At 66.5% G+C, this 19,374-nt stretch carries 19 protein-coding genes; 7 read left to right on the top strand and 12 right to left on the bottom strand.

Translation table 11 applies throughout. The features are described 5' to 3' along the window. Positions 1-19: 19 nt before the first annotated feature. The 3 genes from plsX to MFF07_RS00585 all read right to left on the bottom strand — a co-directional run bounded on the left by plsX (position 20) and on the right by MFF07_RS00585 (position 2,273). The gene (gene plsX / locus MFF07_RS00595; RefSeq protein WP_147816188.1) at positions 20-1,054 is read right to left on the bottom strand and encodes a phosphate acyltransferase PlsX; all 1,035 of its coding nucleotides are present in this window, start codon (positions 1,052-1,054) and stop codon (positions 20-22) included. Positions 1,055-1,209: 155 nt separating this feature from the next. Beyond that, a complete protein-coding gene (locus tag MFF07_RS00590; RefSeq protein ID WP_147816190.1) occupies positions 1,210-1,716 on the bottom strand; it encodes a YceD family protein in 507 nt (168 codons plus the stop codon). After that, on the bottom strand, positions 1,713-2,273 hold the full coding sequence (locus tag MFF07_RS00585; protein ID WP_147816261.1) for a ubiquinol-cytochrome C chaperone family protein: 561 nt from the start codon (positions 2,271-2,273) through the stop codon (positions 1,713-1,715). The genes MFF07_RS00590 and MFF07_RS00585 overlap by 4 nt, the downstream gene beginning before the upstream one ends. Before the next feature lie 152 nt (positions 2,274-2,425). Here MFF07_RS00585 and MFF07_RS00580 point away from each other — a divergent pair, with 152 nt between their 5' ends. Continuing rightward, a complete protein-coding gene (locus MFF07_RS00580; RefSeq protein ID WP_147816192.1) occupies positions 2,426-2,923 on the top strand; it encodes an outer membrane protein assembly factor BamE in 498 nt (165 codons plus the stop codon). Positions 2,924-3,041: 118 nt separating this feature from the next. On the opposite strand, the gene MFF07_RS00575 is transcribed toward MFF07_RS00580, so the two are convergent. The 4 genes from MFF07_RS00575 to MFF07_RS00560 form a co-directional block, all read right to left on the bottom strand. Then, positions 3,042-3,692 carry an HAD hydrolase-like protein gene (locus MFF07_RS00575; protein ID WP_238230337.1) on the bottom strand — a complete coding sequence of 217 codons (651 nt, stop codon included), beginning with the start codon at positions 3,690-3,692 and terminating at the stop codon, positions 3,042-3,044. 11 nt (positions 3,693-3,703) lie between these two features. Further along, positions 3,704-4,795 carry an alkene reductase gene (locus tag MFF07_RS00570; protein WP_147816197.1) on the bottom strand — a complete coding sequence of 364 codons (1,092 nt, stop codon included), beginning with the start codon at positions 4,793-4,795 and terminating at the stop codon, positions 3,704-3,706. Between the two features lie 161 nt (positions 4,796-4,956). Continuing rightward, positions 4,957-5,457, bottom strand: a complete 501-nt coding sequence (locus MFF07_RS00565) for a GNAT family N-acetyltransferase (RefSeq protein ID WP_147816199.1) — start codon at positions 5,455-5,457, stop codon at positions 4,957-4,959. Further along, on the bottom strand, positions 5,454-7,007 hold the full coding sequence (locus MFF07_RS00560; RefSeq protein ID WP_147816200.1) for a glucan biosynthesis protein G: 1,554 nt from the start codon (positions 7,005-7,007) through the stop codon (positions 5,454-5,456). Before MFF07_RS00560 ends, MFF07_RS00565 begins: the two co-directional genes overlap by 4 nt. A 698-nt stretch (positions 7,008-7,705) precedes the next feature. Between MFF07_RS00560 and MFF07_RS00555 the strand changes: the two genes are divergently transcribed. Together MFF07_RS00555 and MFF07_RS00550 are read left to right on the top strand one after the other, a co-directional pair. Beyond that, positions 7,706-8,872 carry a type III PLP-dependent enzyme gene (locus MFF07_RS00555; RefSeq protein ID WP_147816202.1) on the top strand — a complete coding sequence of 389 codons (1,167 nt, stop codon included), beginning with the start codon at positions 7,706-7,708 and terminating at the stop codon, positions 8,870-8,872. A 152-nt stretch (positions 8,873-9,024) separates the two neighbouring features. Further along, the gene (locus tag MFF07_RS00550; protein ID WP_147816204.1) at positions 9,025-9,582 is read left to right on the top strand and encodes a GNAT family N-acetyltransferase; all 558 of its coding nucleotides are present in this window, start codon (positions 9,025-9,027) and stop codon (positions 9,580-9,582) included. Positions 9,583-9,610: 28 nt separating this feature from the next. On the opposite strand, the gene MFF07_RS00545 is transcribed toward MFF07_RS00550, so the two are convergent. Then, on the bottom strand, positions 9,611-10,888 hold the full coding sequence (locus tag MFF07_RS00545) for a glycosyltransferase (RefSeq protein WP_238230336.1): 1,278 nt from the start codon (positions 10,886-10,888) through the stop codon (positions 9,611-9,613). A 542-nt stretch (positions 10,889-11,430) separates the two neighbouring features. After that, the gene (locus tag MFF07_RS00540) at positions 11,431-11,646 is read right to left on the bottom strand and encodes a hypothetical protein (RefSeq protein WP_147816208.1); all 216 of its coding nucleotides are present in this window, start codon (positions 11,644-11,646) and stop codon (positions 11,431-11,433) included. A gap of 335 nt (positions 11,647-11,981) precedes the next feature. Between MFF07_RS00540 and MFF07_RS00535 the strand changes: the two genes are divergently transcribed. Next, a complete protein-coding gene (locus MFF07_RS00535) occupies positions 11,982-13,370 on the top strand; it encodes a homospermidine synthase (protein WP_187272457.1) in 1,389 nt (462 codons plus the stop codon). Between the two features lie 477 nt (positions 13,371-13,847). Here the strand turns inward: MFF07_RS00535 and MFF07_RS00530 are convergent, their stop codons facing one another. Beyond that, complete coding sequence (locus MFF07_RS00530; protein ID WP_187272454.1) at positions 13,848-14,015, bottom strand: hypothetical protein; 168 nt, start codon at positions 14,013-14,015, stop codon at positions 13,848-13,850. 16 nt (positions 14,016-14,031) lie between these two features. Between MFF07_RS00530 and MFF07_RS00525 the strand changes: the two genes are divergently transcribed. The 3 genes from MFF07_RS00525 (at position 14,032) to MFF07_RS00515 (ending at position 17,271) form a co-directional block, all read left to right on the top strand. Further along, complete coding sequence (locus tag MFF07_RS00525; RefSeq protein ID WP_147816212.1) at positions 14,032-14,370, top strand: hypothetical protein; 339 nt, start codon at positions 14,032-14,034, stop codon at positions 14,368-14,370. A 6-nt stretch (positions 14,371-14,376) separates the two neighbouring features. Continuing rightward, positions 14,377-15,231: a DUF1206 domain-containing protein gene (locus MFF07_RS00520; protein WP_147816214.1), complete on the top strand. Its 855-nt coding sequence runs from the start codon at positions 14,377-14,379 to the stop codon at positions 15,229-15,231. Between the two features lie 63 nt (positions 15,232-15,294). Next, positions 15,295-17,271 (top strand): polysaccharide biosynthesis protein, encoded by a 1,977-nt coding sequence (locus MFF07_RS00515; RefSeq protein WP_238230334.1) that lies wholly within the window; start codon positions 15,295-15,297, stop codon positions 17,269-17,271. A 30-nt stretch (positions 17,272-17,301) separates the two neighbouring features. Here the strand turns inward: MFF07_RS00515 and MFF07_RS00510 are convergent, their stop codons facing one another. Together MFF07_RS00510 and MFF07_RS00505 are read right to left on the bottom strand one after the other, a co-directional pair. Next, complete coding sequence (locus MFF07_RS00510; protein ID WP_147816218.1) at positions 17,302-18,228, bottom strand: NAD-dependent epimerase/dehydratase family protein; 927 nt, start codon at positions 18,226-18,228, stop codon at positions 17,302-17,304. Continuing rightward, complete coding sequence (locus MFF07_RS00505) at positions 18,225-19,280, bottom strand: MraY family glycosyltransferase (RefSeq protein WP_147816220.1); 1,056 nt, start codon at positions 19,278-19,280, stop codon at positions 18,225-18,227. The genes MFF07_RS00510 and MFF07_RS00505 overlap by 4 nt, the downstream gene beginning before the upstream one ends. Positions 19,281-19,374 lie beyond the last annotated feature (94 nt).

The raw sequence follows: 19,374 nt of genomic DNA, 5'->3' as shown, positions 1-19,374 counted from the left end.
CCTTCCTGCTCTGAGCCAATCATACCGGCGCCACCGCCGGCGTGTGCTCCAGCATCTCGCGGGTCGTGCGCATCAGGTCGTGGCGGGCCATGTCGTAGGCGAGATCGACAGCCGCAGCGAAGCCCTGCGCATTCTCGGAACCGTGGCTCTTGATGACGATGCCCTCCAGCCCGAGGAACACCCCGCCATTGGCCCGGCTCGGATTCATCTTCTCACGCAAGGCCCCGAAGGCGGCGCGGGCGAAGAAGTAACCGATCTTGGCCGACAGGGTCCGGCTCATCGCCGACTTCAGATACGTCCCGATCTGCTTGGCCGTTCCCTCGGCGGTCTTCAGGGCGATGTTCCCTGTGAAACCCTCGGTGACCACGACGTCGGTGGTGCCCTTGCCGAGATCCGTCCCCTCTACGAAGCCGAAATAGGAGAAGTTGGAGAGCTCGGTCTCGCGCAGAAGGCGCGCCGCCTCCTTTACCGCCTCGTTCCCTTTCATCTCCTCGGTGCCGACATTGAGAAGGCCGACCGTGGGCTTCTCGATGTCGAGCACGATGCGCGCCATGGCCGAGCCCATCACGGCCATCTCGACGAGATGCTCTGCGTCCGTGCCGATGGTGGCGCCGACGTCGAGCACGACGCTCTCGCCGCGCACGGTCGGCCACAGACAGGCGATGGCGGGACGCTCGATGCCGGCCATGGTCTTGAGGCAGATCTTCGACATCGCCATGAGGGCGCCGGTATTGCCGGCCGAGACGGCAGCCTGGGCCTCGCCGTCCTTCACCGCCTGGATCGCCTTCCACATGGACGACTTGCCGCGGCCGGTGCGCACTGCCTGGCTCGGCTTCTCGTCCATCGAAATGGACATCGTGGTGTGGCGGATTTCGACGGCGCCCTTGAGGCGCGGCTCCGCCTCGACGAGGGGGCGAACGATCGCCTCGTCGCCGAAGATCAGGAAGGTCATGCCGGGATGACGCTCGCGGGCGATGGCCGCACCGGGCACCACGGTCGAGGGTCCGTGATCGCCGCCCATGGCGTCGAGCGAGATGCAAACGCTGTTGGACATCGGTTCCGTGATCATCGCCTGTCGCGGAGGGGTCCCTCGCGAGAGGGCGATCGGGCAAAACTTTGGCGGCGGCGAGACGTCCGCCGGGCGCGGCGCAAAATAGCGATCGGAGCCCGAGGGGCAAACGAATTCTGGCGGTACGGCCCCGCAGGGCTTCAACCGTCGTTGGCTGGAGTCTTTCGCAACATGGCGAACGGCCCCTCGTCGTCGCCCACTGTGACGGGTTCGAACACGGTGCCGGGCTTGCGCGGAAACGCATCAAGGCCGAGCGCCAGGAATTCGGCGGTGAGCGCGCCGAAATCGACGCGGCCATTGACGATCAAGTCGGGCACATCGACGGCTTCGGGGTCCACTCCGAGCGATACTGCGCCGTCGGAGTACTCGACATCGACCTCTTCGCTCACCTGCGACTCGAAGGGCTCAAGGGTCACGGTGCAGACCTGTGTGACGACAGCCTCGACCGTCCCGGTGACCTGAAGGCGTGCCAGCGCGCCGGCGACGCGGAAGCGCCCGACGAGATCGCGGATCGCAGGGATCCGAAAATCCACCGCGAGCGCGGCGGATTCCTCCGGCGTCGCTTCGACCGTGACGCCGGCGCGGTCGCCGACGAGGCGGTCGACGCGGATCTGTCGGCTGAGCGGTCCGGGTGTCGTGCGCGTCATGCGCCTGCTCCACTTGGTGTCGTGATGCGGTCGGCCGGCGGAAACAGCGGGCCGACTGCGAGGATATCGTCGAGGCTTTGTTTCGACAGCGCAGAGTCCGCGGCGATCACGTATTCGGCCAGTGGGCCGGCCCTATGCCCGTCCGTATCGCCGAGCACGTTGCGGCCGAGTGCGAGAGCTAGGTCGGTCCGATTGCCGGCATCGAGGGCGGCGTCGTAGCCGTTGGCGCGGCCGTAGAACGCTGCACCGAGCTTTTTCATGCGTTTCGGCACGCCGACATCTCCGACGCCGAGCTCGCGCAAAGAGGCATCGAACTGCGCGAAGACGGCATTGACGAGATCTTGCGCAACGTCGGGCGCGGGCAGCGGCAACGACCGGAGGCAGCGCAACACCAGGTACACATGCAGGCATACGGCCTCGAACCGGCCCTCCACCGTGTCCGGAACGCTCAGGGCCCGGAACAAGCCGGGCTCCCGCGCAGCCCGATCGATGCGCATATGTAGCCCGGCGATGAGCCGCCGGCGCGACTCCGCGCGACGAAAGAAGCCGAAGATCATGAGATCCACCGCATTGGAATTGCCTGCGGCCAAGCTTGCCTTGTCAAAGCCATAACCCCGCGGTACGGCAACCGCCATTCCAGGTGCAAGCCCGAAGACGCATGAGAGAAATCGTGCCGCGGGCCCTCCGTTCAGGGGATAAAGGGGCTTCGATGTCGCGCCGTCTCGTCTCGTCGCTTGCGCGTGTCAGCGTGCTCGCTCTGCTCGGCGCCGGCTTGTCCGGATGCATCGGCGAGGAAATCCGCCACGGCTACGTCATCGACCAAGCCGCGCTCGCCACGGTGAAACCGGGTATGAGCGCCGAGCAGGTGCTCCAGATCCTGGGCTCGCCGTCCACCGTTTCTACGGTCGGAAACAAGAGCTGGTATTATATATCGCAAAATTCGAGCCGCACCGTTCTGTTCCTCGGCGAGTCGGTCGACGATCAGAAGGTCACGGCGATCTACTACAATCAGGCGTTCAAAGTGGAGCGCGTGGCGCTCTACGGCTTGCAGGACGGTCGCGTCTTCGACTTCATCGAGCGCAAGACTCCGTCCAGCGGTGCCGACCGCGCCTTCCTCGGGCAGCTCTTCCGCGGCCTGACCCGCTACGAGCCGTTCGGTTCGGGTGCTGGCTCATCGGTCGTTCCCGGCGCGAACCGCGGTCAGTAGTTTCGCGGGTCGCGCCAGCGGAACCCGAAACTTGTGATGACCGGCTACGGCCGGCGTTTCGGGTAATTTCGGATCTTGCCTTCGCAAGCCTGGACCGAAGGCTGCGGTTTTCGAATCGTCAGCGCATCCGAAGATACGCGACGATCTCGCTGGGCGACCCGAACACCGCGACGGGTCGGCGGGCGGCAAGAGCATCCGGCTTGGTGTATCCCCAGGCAACAGATGCGTAAGCGCATCCCGCCTGCGTGGCGGCATCTCCGTCGCGGATCTCGTCGCCGATAGCGAGGGTGTGCGACGGCCTGACGCCAGCCTGCTTCATCACCGCACGCAATCGCTTGGCCTTGCCGAAAACCGATGCGCCGCAGGCGTAGTGATGGAAGCGACCCGCGAAGGTCGGCCCGAGCACGGTGCGGATGTTCGCCTCGGTGTTGGAACTGACGACAGCGAGCTTGAACCCGTCAGCGTCGAGATCGGCGAGCATCGCCTCGATCCCGGGGAAAAGCCGGATCGCCGCCGCATCGCGCGCGGCGAGTTTGTGCATATGGCGGGAGATCAGCGGCAACTTCCAAGCCGGAATGCCGAGATGGCGGATGACGCCACGTGCATCCATGCCTCGCAGGGCGTCCGCCTCGTATTCCTCGACGCGGCGGAAGCGATAGCGGTCTGCAACGTCGTTTATGATTCCAGCGAACCAGTCGAAGCTGTCCGCAAGCGTTCCGTCGAAGTCGAAGACGACGAGCCGGTAGTGGCATAAAGGCTCGTCGTCCATGGTTCGAGCGATCAGGCTGCCTTGGCTTGCGTCAGTGTAGGGTAGTCGATGTAGCCCTCGGGGCCTTGGCTGTACCAGGTCTTCATGTCGTCCTTGTTCAAGGCTGCGCCCTCGGCGATGCGCTCCGGCAGGTCCGGGTTGGCGAGATAGGGCCGGCCGAAGGCGATGGCGTCGGCCTCACCCGACTCCACGGCGGCCTGAGCCTTCGGGCCATCGTAGTCGCAGTTGAGGATAACCGGGCCGCCGAAGGCTTTCTTGATCACCGGCGCGACCGGGGCGACCGTCGCCTTGCCGAAGGTGCCGTCCGGGCCGGGCTCGCGTAGCTCGATATAGGCAAGGCCGACCCGGGCCATCATCTCGGCGGCGAGTGCGAACAGCGCGTGCGGGTCGGAATCGTCGACGCCCTGGATCGGGCCGTTCGGCGAAAAGCGGATGCCGGTTCGCTCGGGGCCGACTACGCCGGCCACTGTCTGGGCGATCTTGGTGAGAAGCCGCACCCGATTCTCGATGGAGCCGCCGTAGCGATCCGTCCGCTTGTTCGCGCCATCGCGCAGAAATTCGTCGATGAGGTAGCCGTTCGCGGCGTGGATCTGCACGCCGTCGAAGCCGGCGGCGACCGCGTTCTTGGCGGCATTCTCGTAATCTGCGAGCAGGCGCGGGATTTCGTCCTCACGCAATGCGCGCGCTTCGCCATAGGGCTTTTTACCCTCGTAGGTGTGGGCCTCGTCGGGCGCCGTGCCGACGGAGGACGACACTGGCTTCTCGCCGCCGAGGAAGTCGGGGTGGACGAGGTAGCCCATGTGCCAGAGCTGAAGCGCGATGCGGCCGCCCTTGTCGTGGACCGCCTTCACGATCGGCTTCCAAGCCTCGACCTGTTCGTCGTTCCAGATACCCGGCGCGTAGGGCCAGCCGAGGCCCTCCTGGCTGATCCCGGTTGCCTCGGTGATGATGAGGCCGGCACCGGCGCGCTGGGCGTAGTACTCCGCCATGATCGGCGTCGGCACATGCTCGCGGGTGGAGCGGCCGCGGGTCAACGGCGCCATCAGAATACGGTTCGGCAGATCGAGATTGCCGAGACGGATCGGGTCGAACAGGGATGGCATGGAAATCCTCATGCGATGGCAGGCCGCGAGGCTCGTCGCGCCGGGCAGCCGGATAGGGTGGGCTTGAAATGGTTGGGCGTCGGGTCGCTGCCAGTGCGCTGCAACAATCGTGATGGTGCACTCGTGCGGCAGCGCACGTCGGCCAGCAGCGACGGCAAATGCTACGGAACGATCAGAATCTTCTCGAAGCAGAGGGCCGCCGTACCGTCCTGGTAATAGTCGGGCTTGGTCCCGTAATGCTTGTAGCCCCGTCGCTCGTAGAGGCGGATCGCGCCGAGATTGTCGGTGCGGGCCTCGAGCCGTAGCAGAGAGCAATCCTGCGCCAGCGCCTCGGCCTCGACCGCATCGAGCAGCAGACTGCCAAGCCCCTGCCCCGAGCGCGACGACGACACCGCGATCGAAGCGAGGCGCGCGATCCGGCTCTTGCGCCGTCGCTCGATGGTGGCGGCGCCGACCAGAACCTCGCCCTCGGAATCGTCAAGCACCGCGGCGAGCACGCTCATGGTCGGTGAGCGCAGCGAATAGCGGATCGAACGGCGGCTCGCCCGCTCGTCGACGAAGGAGGCGTTCTCCAGGGCAACCAGGGCGTCGAGATCGTCGGGGCCGGCTAGCCGCACCGAAGCCGCGAAGGCGGTCTCCGGCTTGTGACACGGCGCGCTCATGCGGCCGTCCAGGGATAGGACCAGGTCTCGGACAGGGCCCGCCCGCCGGCGCGAAGATAGACGCGCAACTCCGTCGAGCCCGGTCCGTCGAGCGCGATGTCGAGGGCCGCGCGGAAGCCGCCGATATGTGAGTTCGCCGTGATCGAGGTAGCCTGAACGGTGCCGACCGTTGCGCTCGCCACCACCTCGACCTTGGCCGGATCGGGCAGGAAATAGGCCAGATCGCCGCCGGTGAAATCGATGAGGAAGCGGCGCTTCAGGCGGGAGGCGAGATTTGTCTCCGACTGCCGAGCAGCGCCGCTCGCCGTGGCCCCGGCGATGAAGGTGGCGAGCACGCGGGCGTTCGGATGCAGCGCACCGCCGAGGGTGGCTCGCACGCGATAGGCGAGACGCACCGGCTCCCCCGCAGAATAGGGCGTGGCCGGACGCCAGAACGCGACGACGTTGTCTGCGGTCTCGTTGTCCGTCGGCAGTTCTACGAGCACCACCCTGCCCTCTCCCCAGGCGCCTTGCGTCTCGACGAAGTAGCTTGGGCGACGTTCGTAGGAGGCTTCGAGATCCTGATAGTCCTCGAAGGCCCGGTCCCGCTGCATCAGCCCGAAGCCCCTCGGGTTGGTGTCGCTGAACGACGAGATCCGCCGTGCCTTCGGGTTGTCGAGGGGGCGCCAGAGCCATTCGCCGGAGCCGGCCGCGATCTGCAGTCCGTCGGAATCGTGTAGCTCCGGGCGATAGTCGTCCGCATGACCGCGATCGGCCTCGCCGATGAAGAACATCGAGGTCAGCGGCGCGAGGCCGACCTGATCGAGATCCTTCCGCGGGTAGAGCGTCGCGGTCACCGACACCACTGTGGTCTCGCCGGGATCGACGACGAAGCGGAAGGCACCGGTGAGCGACGGCCCGTCGACCAGCGCGTGGATGGTGAGCGCATCGGCATCTTTGGCCGGTACCTCGATCCAGAATGCCCGAAACGCCGGAAACTCCTCACCCTCGCCGCCGCTACCCATTGCGATGCCGCGCGCCGAAAGGCCGTAGAGCTGGTCACGTCCGAGAAACCGGAAATAGCTTGCGCCGACGAAGACCATCAGTTCGTCGAGCAGGTTCGGTTTGTTCAACGGCGCGTGGATGCGGATGCCGGCGAAGCCGAGATCGGCCGGCAGCGGCTCCGATAGCTTTGTGCGGCCGAAATCGAACAGGTCGGAGCTATAGGCGATCGGCGACGCAACCCCGTCGCGCACGAGATTCACTGCGACGGGACGCGGATACAGGAAACCCCGGTGGAACAGCTGCAGGCGGAACGGGCCGCCTTCCTCGCCAAGGAACGCGCGGTCCGGCTTGAAGCGGATGTCGCGCCAGGAGTCGTAATCGAGGGCGGCAAGCGGCGCCGGCAGCGGCGGCACGATCGTGTCGAAGGAGACCCGCGCCAGGGCTTCGGCCTGCCGCTCGACTGTCTCGAAGCCGAAGCGCGACGTGCCCTCCCCGGCCAGCGCCGACAAAGCGATCCCGGAGGCGGCGAGCCCGGAAACGACGGCGCGGCGAGAAAACCCGGTCATCGAAGCTGCGCCAAGGTGTGTCGAACTCCCAAAAGGGCCCTGTACCGCTGCGGCAACGATAGGGTGCCGGTTCCATGGCCTGCGGCGTCGGGCTTGAAAAGGGGGTGCGCGTCGCCGGTGCGGCCTTTTCGCAACGAGCCGGGTTTTGCGCGCCAATACTCGGAGTTGCCGGCTATCTTTGCTTGTGGCCCCCGGGCCGGGACCGTATACGCGCCTTGCCCAATTTCGCACGTGCCTGTGGCCGCGTGTCGGTTGGTGGGCATCCGGTCAACTGCCGGACAGCCGCCAGGGGTCTTAGGATCGATGGTCGCAAGGGTGGATCCCTACGGCCGGCAATCCAGGTGGCAACACCGGACCTCGACAACAACCGGCAGCCGGAGGCGAAACCGGCGAACCCCGCTCTCCACGGGGGACGCAGCTTAAAGCAACGACGAACGGGCTTTTTTGGTCTCGTCGGCCCTCCACAGGCCGGCACCGAAGAGGCTTGTTTCTCCTTGCCCGGCGTGCGGTTGGGGTTCCCCCATCCAATCCACGGCAGCTTCCGGGTGCTCTGCGCCCGCACGCAGCATCGTGTCTCCACAGCACGCGGCTGCTTGCGACGCATCGCCCCCTGACGCCGACGGTCTCTCGCGGACCGTCATGTTTCGACAGCGCGCCCCGCGAAGGGCGCTCGCGAACCTGTGTGGTGGGGACGACCAATGACCGATCGCATCCGCGACTACCTGCGCGCACGCCGCGACCTCGGACTCGACGAGGGCCCGGTGATGGTGCTCGACCTCGACGTCGTGCGCGACAATTTCTCGAAGTTCGCCCGCGCCCTGCCGGACACCCGCGTGTTCTACGCGGTGAAGGCAAACCCGGCCGCCGAGGTGCTGCGCCTGCTCGCCGAACTCGGCTCCTGCTTCGACACCGCGTCGGTGGCCGAGATGGAGATGGCGCTCGCCGCCGGGGCGACCGCCGACCGGATCTCCTACGGCAACACCATCAAGAAGGAGCGCGACATCGTCCGCGCGCTCAAGCTCGGCGTGCGCCTGTTCGCGGTCGACTGCGAGGCCGAGGCCGACAAGATTCTTTCCGCGACGACGCAGGCCGATGTGGAGCCCGCCGACGTCCAGGTCTTCTGCCGCATCCTCTGCGATGGGGCAGGAGCGGACTGGCCCTTGTCGCGAAAATTCGGATGCGAGCCGGAGATGGCGGTGGACGTGCTGGAGCACGCGCACCGTCATGGCCTGCAAGCCTACGGCGTGTCGTTCCATGTCGGCTCGCAGCAGGCGAACACCGAAGCCTGGGACGGGGCGCTCGCCTCCGCCTCCACGATTTTTCGCGAGTGCGCGCTGCGTGGCATCGGCCTCTCGATGGTCAATCTCGGCGGCGGGTTCCCGACGAAGTACCTCAAGCAGGTGCCGGGCGTGGAGACCTACGGCGATTCGATCTTCCGGGCGCTCACAAAGCATTTCGGCAACCGCATCCCGGAGACGATCATCGAGCCGGGCCGCGGCATGGTCGGCAATGCCGGCATGATCGAAGCGGAAGTCGTCCTGGTGTCGCGCAAGTCCGCGGATCCTGACGAGGTGCGCTGGGTCTATCTCGACATCGGCAAGTTCGGCGGCCTTGCCGAGACCATGGACGAGTCGATCCGCTACGCGATCCGTACCGACCACGACGAGGACCGCATGGCGCCCTGCGTCGTCGCCGGCCCGACCTGCGATTCGGTGGACGTGCTCTACGAGAAGAACCACTACCCGCTGCCGGTTTCGCTCTCGATCGGTGACAAGGTTTGGATCGATGGTGCCGGCGCCTACACGACGACCTACGCGGCGGTGGCCTTCAACGGCTTCCCGCCCCTCAAGCAGATCGTGATCTGATTTTCTGGGTGAGACCGGTGCGGAACGGGCTCCGCTTCACCCAACCTTCATCCGCATTCGCGCAAACCACAGCAGTTCCCGGACGCCTGCCGCACGCGGCAGGTCGCGAGGGCTGATCTTCCCGATTGCCAGGACCTTGGGAGGGTACGGCCATGATCCAGATCCGTGACGAGATCGCCTCCGACATCGGCGCCCGCGAGTGCCTGCTCGATGCCTGCTTTGGCCAGAACCGTTGGGCCAAGACCTCCGTGCGTTTGCGCGAAGGCCGTCGTCCGGCCGACGACCTCAGCTTCTCGGCCGAGGGTGCGGATAGCCGCCTCGTCGGCACCGTACGGCTCTGGCATGTCGGCGCGGGCGACCGTCCGGCCCTGCTGCTCGGCCCGCTCGCCGTCGATCCGACGATGCAGGGCTGCGGTCTGGGCACGCGCCTGATGCGCGTCGCGCTCGGACAAGCACGGGTACTCGGACATGCCGCCGTGCTGCTCGTCGGCGACGCGCCCTACTACGCCCGTTTCGGGTTCTCGCCGGCTCGGGCCGCCGGGCTGTTCATGCCCGGCCCGTTCGAGCGCGCCCGCCTCCTCGGCCTCGAGCTCGTGGCCGGCGCACTCGACGGGGCAGGCGGCATCCTGCATCCGACCGGTGCTCTCGCGCCGATCCCGTCGCTTGGCGCCGACACCGTGGCCGCAGAGGCGCGACGACAGGCCGCCTGAAATCGACGCCGGATGAGGACTGTGCGGTTCATGCCGCGAGAACAGCCTCGACGTAGTCCAAAGCCGCCGTCACACCGGGCTCCCGTGCCAGGATAGCGGAGAGCCGTGCGGCTGCGGCTGCCATGTCCGCATTTGAGCAGGCCCGTGCGATGCGGCCTGCGAGATCCTCGGCCGTGATCTGATTCAGTTGAATCGGCGCTTCGGCAGCTCCGAGAGCGGCGACACGCCTGCCCCAGTAGAGCTGGTCGCCGAGAAGGGGCAGGATCACGCTCGGCCGGCCCGCGCGCAAGACAGCTGCAGTGGTTCCGGCGCCGCCATGATGCACCACGGCCCTGACCCGTGGAAACAGCAGCGCATGATCGGCCTGGGTCGTCGCTTGCAGGTTCGGTGGCAAAGCGCTCCAATCCGGCAGGCGGAGACCGCCGGCGCCGACGTTGACGATGGCGCGGCCGCCCCAGATCTTCAACGCCTCGAGGACGATATCCGTGTTGCGCCTGCCTCCCCACAGCATGGAGCCGAAGCCGACATAGACCGGCGCCGGGCCGCGCGCGAGGAAGGCTTCCAGATAGTCCTGCAGGCCGCCGACGGCCCTGGGCGCTGCCGTCCAGGGTCCCGTCGCTGTGACAGGAACGGGCCAGTCCCCGGGATCGGGGCTGAGGGTGGGACTGAAGGCGGCGAGATGGTGGATGCGGCGCAAATTCGCCGTCAAGGGATTGGCGAAGACGCGCCAGCGCCGGCCGCCGGCCATACGAAGCCTTCGCTCGGCAAAAGCCCTGGCCAGCAAAGGAGATAGGAGACGGGGCGCCTCGTAGCTCAAGCGGTTGCCGGTTTTTCCGAGGGGGCGCCCGCCGAACACCGAGAGCGGTTCCTTCTTGCTCGGAAGGAGGGGCTGGCACATCACCCGGATCGCCGGTCTGCCTGTCTCGAGGGCAACCTCCCCGGCGAAATACGCAAACGCGTTGAAGACGACGAGATCACATCGGCTGACTTCGTCGCGTGTCAGCAGAAGAAGGTCGGTGAGCTGACCCAGAAGCGTCCTGCGTAATGCCAGGATACGTGGAATCGCAGAGAGACCGACCGAGAAGTAGTTCTGAAAAAGCGCCTCGTAGCGCGGGTCGCTGAGCGTCTCCTCGAAGCCGGCCCCCGTATCGACAGGATCGAGGCCGAACCGCCGTACGGTACCGTGATAATCGCTGATCGTTACGAAGCGCACGCTGTGGCCGCGCTGCTGCAGGGCGGCCCCGAGTACGCAGAACGGCAGTATGTCGCCGCGCGTGCCGAAGGTGACGAGAAGAATACGGCTCACGGAACTCTGCAAGCAAACGCCGGCTCGCCCTCGTCTCAAGCTGTGCGCGCGGCGCCTATCATAAATATGAATCGACACTCAGGTGCAGCAAGCTCAAGCAAGCGCCGGTTTCCAGTATGGCAACCCGTCTCACGAGGTCACGTTGCATATTGAATTCGCTTGTCGCGAAACTGTGCGGTACGATCGCCAGGGATAACGGTCCGCTCAACGCTCTGGCCGAGGCGGATGGTGAAAATAAAGCATGTTTTGGAGAAATGTCTCGCAGTTTCCTGCAGACGATCTGCGACAAAACAGTACGCCACGCCGAAGAAACGTCGGTTTGTCGACGCGGAGCTTCTCAAAAAGCCGGTGGGCGATAGGCTTCGAGGCCGTCGTGTTTGCGTTGCACGGCGCTATCGATCGCGCGGAGCAATGCGCAGATGCGTCCGAACGGTATGAGCGTTGTTTTGAGTTGAAATGAACGACTTCCCGTGAACGGGAGCGCCCGGGCGTTTCCTGGTGCGGCCGGACCTAAGAGGCCGGTTCGCGCTGTTGGCGTCGGATCACTTCGAGCGGTGGCTGTAGGGCCAAGCGGTGGAGGAGCTGAAGACCTCGGCTTCGTTGGCCCGCTGATTGAAGGTACGAACCGAGCGGACGGTCGCAGCCGTGTGACGGGCCGTGAAGCGGGCGAAGGCGGCGATCAGGCTGATGATGCCAGGGTCGCGGTCGAGGCTGTCGGACTCCGGCCGGATTTCCTTGGCGGTCATGAGACTTAACATGGTGGTGGTCCCCTTCGAGCAGCTATGCGGGGACATCCCGCTTCGCTCTGATGTTGCACCGCAATATATGCGCCCCGTTGAGGACCGGCACTACGACGCGGTCACGTCCGCATTGCAGTGGGATCATGTCGATGCGGTTTCGATTTCATACTTCTGCAAGAATGACATGGCTCACGCGGTTGACCGGAGGGGAATGAGGCGTCATCCGCTCGTCATTTCCCGTAAGCAAGGACATCGCTCCCCTACTGAGCGATCCATCGAGGAGTGACCGCGCCGTGACAAGTGGCACGCAGACCGACTGGCCGATCCACGGCCGCATCACCGGGCCGATCGTGATGATCGGCTTCGGCTCCATCGGCCGCGGCACTCTGCCGCTGATCGAGCGGCACTTCGAATACGACAAGGCCCGCTTCACCGTCATCGACCCGTCGGACGCCCACAAGAGCTTGGCCGATCAGCACGATCTGCGCTTCGAGCAGGTCGCGCTCACCGCCGACAATTACCGGGACGTGCTGACGCCGCTCCTCACCGAGGGTGGCGGCCAGGGCTTCTGCGTGAACCTCTCGGTAGACACCTCGTCGCGCGCGATTTTGGAGCTCTGCCGCGAACTGGGCGCGCTTTACATCGATACCGTCGCCGAGCCCTGGACCGGCTTCTACTTCGACAAGTCGCTGAGCCAGGGTGACCGCACCAACTACGCGCTGCGCGAAAACATCCTCGCCGCTCGCCGCGCCGCGCCCGGCGGCACCACTGCCGTCTCGTGCTGCGGCGCAAATCCCGGCATGGTCTCGTGGTTCGTGAAGCAGGCCCTGCTGAACGTCGCCAAGGATGTCGGATCCGACACGCCCGAGCCTACGAACCGCGAGGGCTGGGCCGCCCTCATGCAGGAGCTCGGCGTCAAGGGCGTCCATATTGCCGAACGCGATACGCAACGCGCCAAGCATCCGAAACCCCAGGGCGTTTTCGTCAACACCTGGTCGGTCGAGGGCTTCGTCTCCGAGGGCAACCAGCCGGCCGAGCTCGGCTGGGGCACGCACGAGACCTGGAAGCCCGAGAACGCCCGCGAGCAGGAGAAGGGCTCGCGCTGCGCGATCTACCTGCTGCAGCCTGGCGCCGACACCCGCGTCCGCTCCTGGACCCCGACCGCGCAATCGCAGTTCGGCTTCCTCGTGACCCACAACGAGGCGATTTCGATCTCGGATTACTACACCGTCCACCAGGGCGATCAGGCCGTCTACCGCCCGACCTGCCACTACGCCTACCACCCGGCCAACGACGCCGTGCTCTCACTTCACGAGATGTTCGGCAACGCCGGTAAGGTGCAGGAGAAACAGCACATCCTGGACGAGAACGAGATCGAGGACGGCATCGACGAACTCGGTGTGCTTCTCTACGGTCACGCCAAGAACGCCTACTGGTACGGCTCGCAGCTCTCCATCGAGGAGACCCGCCGCATCGCCCCCTACCAGAACGCCACCGGTCTGCAGGTGACGTCCGCCGTCCTCGCTGGCATGGTCTGGGCTATTGAAAACCCGGAAGCCGGCATCGTCGAAGCCGACGAAATCGACTTCCGCCGCTGCCTCGAAGTCCAGACCCCGTATCTCGGTCCCGTCGTCGGCGTCTATACCGATTGGACTCCGCTTTCCGGGCGTCCCGGGTTGTTCCCGGAGGACATCGACGAGAGTGATCCCTGGCAGTTCCGCAACGTGCTCGTGCACGGCTGAAGCCTTATCGTCCGCGACATTGCGGACGTTTCTTGGGATGCGACCGTCGCGGCCTTCATGGAAGAGGCCGCGACGGTCGTTGTCGCCAGACGCGACGACCGCATGACCGTCGCCGAAGGTCGGGCCTGAGCCCGGTCCAAATCGGACAGCGAGGGCTGGAAGCTTTTCGGCAGTGTAGCGATGCCGATGTCGCCGACCGGCGGAAGGCTCAGCGCATCGCTCGGAACCTCACGCCCACGCGGCCCGACGATCTCGCCGAACGCAGAGGCTGTAGCATTCGCCCCGGGCTGGCCATGCTCAGCAGGGCTCTCGACGACGCTTCGTCGATCACCGAGGTCGTCGTGCGATCCGATGCGATCGGCTATGCCTCCGATCCGGCTCTCGTAGCCGATGCGTCGTCGCCATCGACCCTGAACATCGATCGCGGGCCAAAGGCCGATTCCGACAAGACAGTGCCGCCGCTTCGGCCATCATATATCAGGGCGCGCCCGGATCGAGGCCGAGAGCCGGAACGGCGAGCCGGATTTGATCGCCGCCGCGGTCGGTCACGGTATTGGGCTTCCCGATTTCGGCGGCATTGTCCATGTTACGGATGTCTATGCCCGCGTGACGTTCTGAATCATTCTCTGCCCAGATCCGCGTCAAGTTCAGGTCGCCGCCCTTGCCCCATCTCGAAGACTTCTATGCCAACAAGCTGCGCGGCGGCCTCGGGGTGACCGATGCGGAGTCCGTGCTCGACCTGCGCGGCGCACCCAGGGTGCAGGCCGAGGCCTCGCTGAACGATATGCTGCAGCGCAGCCGCTTCGCTAAGAATAAGACGGTCGCGATCCGGCTTGATGCGCCGCCCGAGGGAGGCGGCGAGACGCTGTTCCAGCCGGTCGGGCGCCTGCTGCTCGACGCCAAGCGCCGCGGCTGGATCGAGCGTCTCCAGACCCTTCCGGCCGAAGACGGCCTCGGTTTCTACGTCGCGCTCGCCGGCAAACCGCAACGGGAGGCCTGAGCCGGCGTGTCGTGGAGCCGAGACGACAACACCCTGGAATACTTGGCGCGTTTCGGTTTCGGCGCTCGCGGCACCGTCTACTGCGTCGTCGGAGCCCTGGCGGTCCTCGCGGCTTTCGGCCATGGCGGATCGGCAGGAGACAGCAAAGACGCATTGCGTTTCGTACTGGGCGGTCCGTTCGGTGCCGTACTCGTCGGCCTCATCGCGCTGGGGCTATTCGGGTTTGCATCTTGGCGGCTCGTCGAAGCGGTGACCGATGCCGACCGGCGCGGGTCGTCACCCAAAGCCCTTCTGGTGCGCGGTGGTCACCTGATCAGCGCCGTCGCCTATTTGGCTTTGGCCGTGACTGCCGGCAGCCTCGCCTTCGGCATCGGACGGGCCTCGGCCGGTGGCGACGGCGTGCGAGACTGGACCCGTTGGCTTCTCGACCAGCCCTTCGGCCCATGGCTCGTCGGCCTGGTTGGATTGGGGGTCGCCGGTACCGGCATCGGCTATGCGGTCAAGGCCTGGAAGGGTGACGTCGCGGACCGGCTCTCGCTGCCGATAGGGGCGGTGGGACGCTGGGCTTGCACACTGGGCCGCTTTGGCTACGCCGCCCGTGGCGTCGCCTTCCTGATCATCGGTGGCTTCGTCCTCACCGCGGCTTGGACCCAGGCCTCGTCGGACGCCAAAGGACTTTCCGGCGCCTTCCAAGCCTTGCGTGCACAGCCCTATGGATGGATTCTGCTCGGGATCGTCGCAGCGGGCCACTTCGCCTTTGGGGCCTTCGGTCTGATCCAGGCCCGCTACCGCCGGATCGAGGCGCCGGATCTCGACGAAACCGATGCGGCCGTCGCGAAGGCCGTGCGCGCCCTGACCTGATCAGTCTCGCGCGTTGACTTCGGGGAAGGCCGCGCCGATACCGCCAGCGGCCTCGAAAGCACGATGCAGCAGCGTATTCTCAAGACGGCGGTGATGGTCGTCCACGACCTCGTGGCGACCGCCGCTGCCGTGATCCTCACATTCGTGTTCCGCTTCCAAGGCGACCAGCTCGCCGAGCGGATGCATGCGCTCCCCTGGCTGCTGCCGCCGCTGCTGGCCTTCGCCGGCATCGTCTACGGCTGGTTCAAGCTCTATCGGACGAAGTGGCGTTTCGCTTCGCTGCCCGACCTCGCCGGGATCGTACGCGCCGCCAGCGTTCTGGCGCTGACGCTGCTGGTTCTCGACTATGTGCTCGTCTCCGAGAATCTCTACGGTTTCTATTTCTTCGGCAAGATCGCCATCATCCTCTATTGGATGCTGCAAGTATTTCTGCTCGGAGGGCCGCGGCTCGCCTTCCGCTACCTGAAATACGCACGTTCCCGGCAGACACAGGCGCGGGGCGCCACGACTCCGACACTGCTGCTTGGGCGCGGCGCAGACATCGAGACCGTGCTGCGCGCGATCGAGTCGGGCTCGGTGCGCCGGCTCTCGCCGAAGGGTATCCTGTCGCCGCGCGCCGACGAAGCCGGACAGATGATGCGCGGCGTGCCCGTACTCGGCGGTTTCAAGGATCTTGAGCGCGTCATCGCCGATCTCGCCAACCGCGGCATGCCGGTGCGCCGGCTGGTCGCGACGCCGAGCGCCCTGGCGCCGGAGGCCGAGCCGGACGACCTCATCGCCCGCGCCCGCCGCCTCGGGCTGCCGCTCGCCCGTGTCACCAGCCTTGGTGAGGGCATGCGCGACGCCGAACTCGCCCCCCTGGAGATCGAGGACCTGCTGCTGCGCCCCACCGTGGCGATCGACCGGCCGCGGCTGGAAAAATTCCTGTCCGGCGCCCGCGTCGTCGTGACCGGCGGCGGTGGCTCGATCGGCTCCGAGATCTGCGCCCGCGCCGTCGCCTTCGGGGCCAGCGCCGTGCTGGTCATCGAGAATTCGGAACCGGCGCTGCACGGCATCCTCAACCACCCGCCGATCCTGAACGCCGACGCCGTCGTGACCGGTGCGCTCGCCGATATCCGCGACCGCGAGCGGATGCATGCGCTGTTGGCCGAGTTCAAGCCGACCTACGTCTTCCACGCGGCTGCGCTGAAGCAGGTGCCGTATCTCGAGCGCGACTGGGTCGAGGGCATCAAGACCAACGTGTTCGGTTCGATCAACGTCGCCGACGCGACGGTGGCGGCTGGCGCCCGGGCATTGGTGATGATCTCCACCGACAAGGCGATCGAGCCGGTCTCGCAGCTCGGCGTGACCAAACGCTTCGCCGAGATGGTGGCCCAGGCGCTGGACGCCGAGCAGGCGGGACCGGAGCCGACCCGCCTCATCGCGGTTCGCTTCGGCAACGTGCTCGGTTCGGCCGGCTCGGTGGTGCCGGTGTTCAAGGCGCAGATCGCCCGCGGCGGCCCCGTCACCGTGACGCATGCCGAGATGGTCCGCTACTTCATGACCGTGCGCGAGGCGTGCGATCTCGTCCTGACGGCCGCTTCACACGCCGACGGCGAGGCGCGCACCATCCGGGACGCGGCGTCGGACCAGCGTGCCGCCGTCTACGTGCTCAAGATGGGCCAGCCGGTGAAAATCCGGGAACTGGCCGAGCGCATGATCCGTCTCGCCGGCTTCGAGCCGGGCGAAGACATCGAAATCGCAGTCACGGGCGCACGGCCCGGCGAACGTCTGGGCGAGATCCTGTTTGCCAAGGAAGAGCCGCGCGTGAGCCTCGCCGGCATCGACGGGGTGATGGCGGCGAAGCCCGTCTTCGCAGACCGGCCGGTGCTCGAAGGCTGGATCTTGCGACTGCGCGCGGCTGTAGCGAGCGGCGACCGAAAGGCCGCCGAGACCGTCTTCGAGGAAGCGATCCCGGATTTTCGCCTTCGCGACCGCAAGATACCGAATGCCGATCCGGAACCGATCGGGCCGCCTGCGATGGAGGCGTCAGCGTTGTAGCCTCAACCCTCGACGGCCTGAGGCCGAAGCTCAGGCAGTTTTGCCGCGTGAAAGCGCCGCCAAACCATCTCGCGACGTCTGGGACGGCCGCCAACCGAGCGCAGCCAACCCATCCGAGCTTGCGACCAGCGACCCCGACAGCCGATCGAAGATCTCCTCTCGCCCGGTGAGACGACAGGCGAGACCAATCAGCGGCACAGGTACCGGCAGCAGTCCTGCGCCGCGGCCGAGCCCGCTGCGAAGGGCCGCGAGCATTTCGGGCAGGCTCAATGGGTCTGGGTCGGCGACGATGAGCGGGCGTGAAAGAGGCCCCGGCACATGAAGCACGGTGGCGACCGCGGCCGACAGGCTCTCGACCGAAACGAGCGAGCGCTTGCCCGCGAGGCTCGCCAGCGGAAGCGGATAAGGCGAGCGCGCAAGCCGCATCAGCGCTGCCATGTTGCCTTTCACGCCGGCGCCGTAGACCAAGACAGGCCGCAGGGCGGCCCAGTCGAGGCCCGTTTCGGCGAGCGCCTGTTCGGCCGCGAGCTTGGAGCGGCCATACGCGTCGGTCGGTGCGGGAGTATCGCTCTCCAGAACGGGGACCGGCGCGCTCGGGCCGGTCTGCGCCCGTATCGAGGAGAGGAAAACGAACCGGCGGACCTTTGCGCGTTCTGCCGCGTCGGCGAGGCGCTTCGTCGCCTCGGTGTTGGAACTGCGGAAGTCGTCTTCGGGCGCGCCCGACATGGCGTGGGCGAGCCCGGCGGAATGGACGACCGCATCGACGCCCGAGAGGGCGGCAGCCATGTTGATCGGCCGCGCGAGGTCGCCAACGACGGCGCTGCTCGCCCCCTCAGGCACCTCGACGGGCCGCCGGAGCAGCACGCGCACGCGAAATCCGCGCGCGGAGAGCGCGGTGAGCAGATGCCGCCCGATGAAGCCCGTCGCGCCTGTGAGAGCAATCAGAGGTCCGCTCACGATGCCGAAGCCCTCCTCTGATTCCGATCCGCTTCGGATCCCGCGACCGGCGTGTTGAACCGGCGCAGAAGCGTGACGACGAGGCCTCCGCCCGCAGCGAGCGCCGCGACGGTGATGCCCCAGGAAGGCCAAAGCAAGCTCGCGGCTGCGAACATTGAGAGAAGCACGCTCACGGCGAAGACCGATCCAACCACTTCCGGCACCGAGAAGCCGTTTACCGTGGCGACCTGATAGAAGTGCTTGCGATGGGCCTGCCAGACCTTCTCGCCCCGTTTGAGTCGCCACAGCAGGGTGAGCGTAGCGTCGGAGACCGGATAGAGCGGCAGCAGGATCGCGGCAGCGAAACCGCCATCGAGCGCGAGACGATAGAGCAGCCAGGCGATCAACAGCCCGACGGGCAGCGAGCCGACATCTCCCATGAACAGCCGCGCCACCGGTCGGTTGAAGGGCGCAAACCCTAGAAATCCGCCGAGCAAAGCGGCCGCGACGAGCGTCGGCAGGACCGGCAGCACACCGGCATAGCCCAGCAGCACGAGCACGGCGGTCACCGGCACCATGCCGGCCAGCGTCATCCAGTCGAGCCCGTCGGTGAAATTGACGAGGTTCACGAACCAGAGGCCGGCAAGCACCTCGATCCCGCGCTCGAGGACGATCGGCATGGCCGGAAACAGCCGGCCGCCGGTTGCGATGATGACCGCCGCCACGGCCGCCACCTGCAGTCCGAGCCGGATCGAAACCCGCAGAGGCCGGACGTCGTCGCGACCGCCGACGATGGCCAGGGCGGTGACCGACAGCATCAGCACGACAGCCTCCGTAGAAGGCAGCGCCTTCGTTTCGGCGATCAGGAGGGCCGTGCCGACCACGACCGTCGCCGCGATGATCGCGACGCCTCCGCCCTGGGGCGTCGGGACGGCGTGGCTCGACCGCGCATTCGGGCGGGCGAGCGCGTAGCGCCGCAAAAGCGGCATGAGCAATACGATCAGCACGGCGCTCGTCACGGCCGCGAGCGGCACGGCGAGCAGGGGCAGCAGGCTGACGGAGGACGGGCTCATGCCTCCGGCTTTAACCGCTTGGCGGTCGTTGCGGGAAGGGAGGCAAGGCCCATCCCTAGGAGAGAAGGCTGGTCGCGGCTTGTTTTGGCCGCAA

Origin of the sequence: Methylobacterium thuringiense (assembly GCF_022179645.1) — a bacterium.
Classification (GTDB): domain Bacteria; phylum Pseudomonadota; class Alphaproteobacteria; order Rhizobiales; family Beijerinckiaceae; genus Methylobacterium; species Methylobacterium thuringiense.
The sequence above is the reverse complement of the archived record's forward strand: the minus strand, read 5'-3'. Positions and strand labels throughout refer to the sequence as shown.

What these genes read in the sequence shown, in the direction of transcription:
- plsX (WP_147816188.1), bottom strand. Translation starts at nt 1,054, where the DNA reads ATGTCCAACAGCGTTTGCATCTCGCTCGACGCCATGGGCGGCGATCAC.
- MFF07_RS00590 (WP_147816190.1), bottom strand. Translation starts at nt 1,716, where the DNA reads ATGACGCGCACGACACCCGGACCGCTCAGCCGACAGATCCGCGTCGAC.
- MFF07_RS00585 (WP_147816261.1), bottom strand. Translation starts at nt 2,273, where the DNA reads ATGATCTTCGGCTTCTTTCGTCGCGCGGAGTCGCGCCGGCGGCTCATC.
- MFF07_RS00580 (WP_147816192.1), top strand. Translation starts at nt 2,426, where the DNA reads ATGTCGCGCCGTCTCGTCTCGTCGCTTGCGCGTGTCAGCGTGCTCGCT.
- MFF07_RS00575 (WP_238230337.1), bottom strand. Translation starts at nt 3,692, where the DNA reads ATGGACGACGAGCCTTTATGCCACTACCGGCTCGTCGTCTTCGACTTC.
- MFF07_RS00570 (WP_147816197.1), bottom strand. Translation starts at nt 4,795, where the DNA reads ATGCCATCCCTGTTCGACCCGATCCGTCTCGGCAATCTCGATCTGCCG.
- MFF07_RS00565 (WP_147816199.1), bottom strand. Translation starts at nt 5,457, where the DNA reads ATGAGCGCGCCGTGTCACAAGCCGGAGACCGCCTTCGCGGCTTCGGTG.
- MFF07_RS00560 (WP_147816200.1), bottom strand. Translation starts at nt 7,007, where the DNA reads ATGACCGGGTTTTCTCGCCGCGCCGTCGTTTCCGGGCTCGCCGCCTCC.
- MFF07_RS00555 (WP_147816202.1), top strand. Translation starts at nt 7,706, where the DNA reads ATGACCGATCGCATCCGCGACTACCTGCGCGCACGCCGCGACCTCGGA.
- MFF07_RS00550 (WP_147816204.1), top strand. Translation starts at nt 9,025, where the DNA reads ATGATCCAGATCCGTGACGAGATCGCCTCCGACATCGGCGCCCGCGAG.
- MFF07_RS00540 (WP_147816208.1), bottom strand. Translation starts at nt 11,646, where the DNA reads ATGTTAAGTCTCATGACCGCCAAGGAAATCCGGCCGGAGTCCGACAGC.
- MFF07_RS00535 (WP_187272457.1), top strand. Translation starts at nt 11,982, where the DNA reads ATGATCGGCTTCGGCTCCATCGGCCGCGGCACTCTGCCGCTGATCGAG.
- MFF07_RS00515 (WP_238230334.1), top strand. Translation starts at nt 15,295, where the DNA reads ATGCAGCAGCGTATTCTCAAGACGGCGGTGATGGTCGTCCACGACCTC.
- MFF07_RS00505 (WP_147816220.1), bottom strand. Translation starts at nt 19,280, where the DNA reads ATGAGCCCGTCCTCCGTCAGCCTGCTGCCCCTGCTCGCCGTGCCGCTC.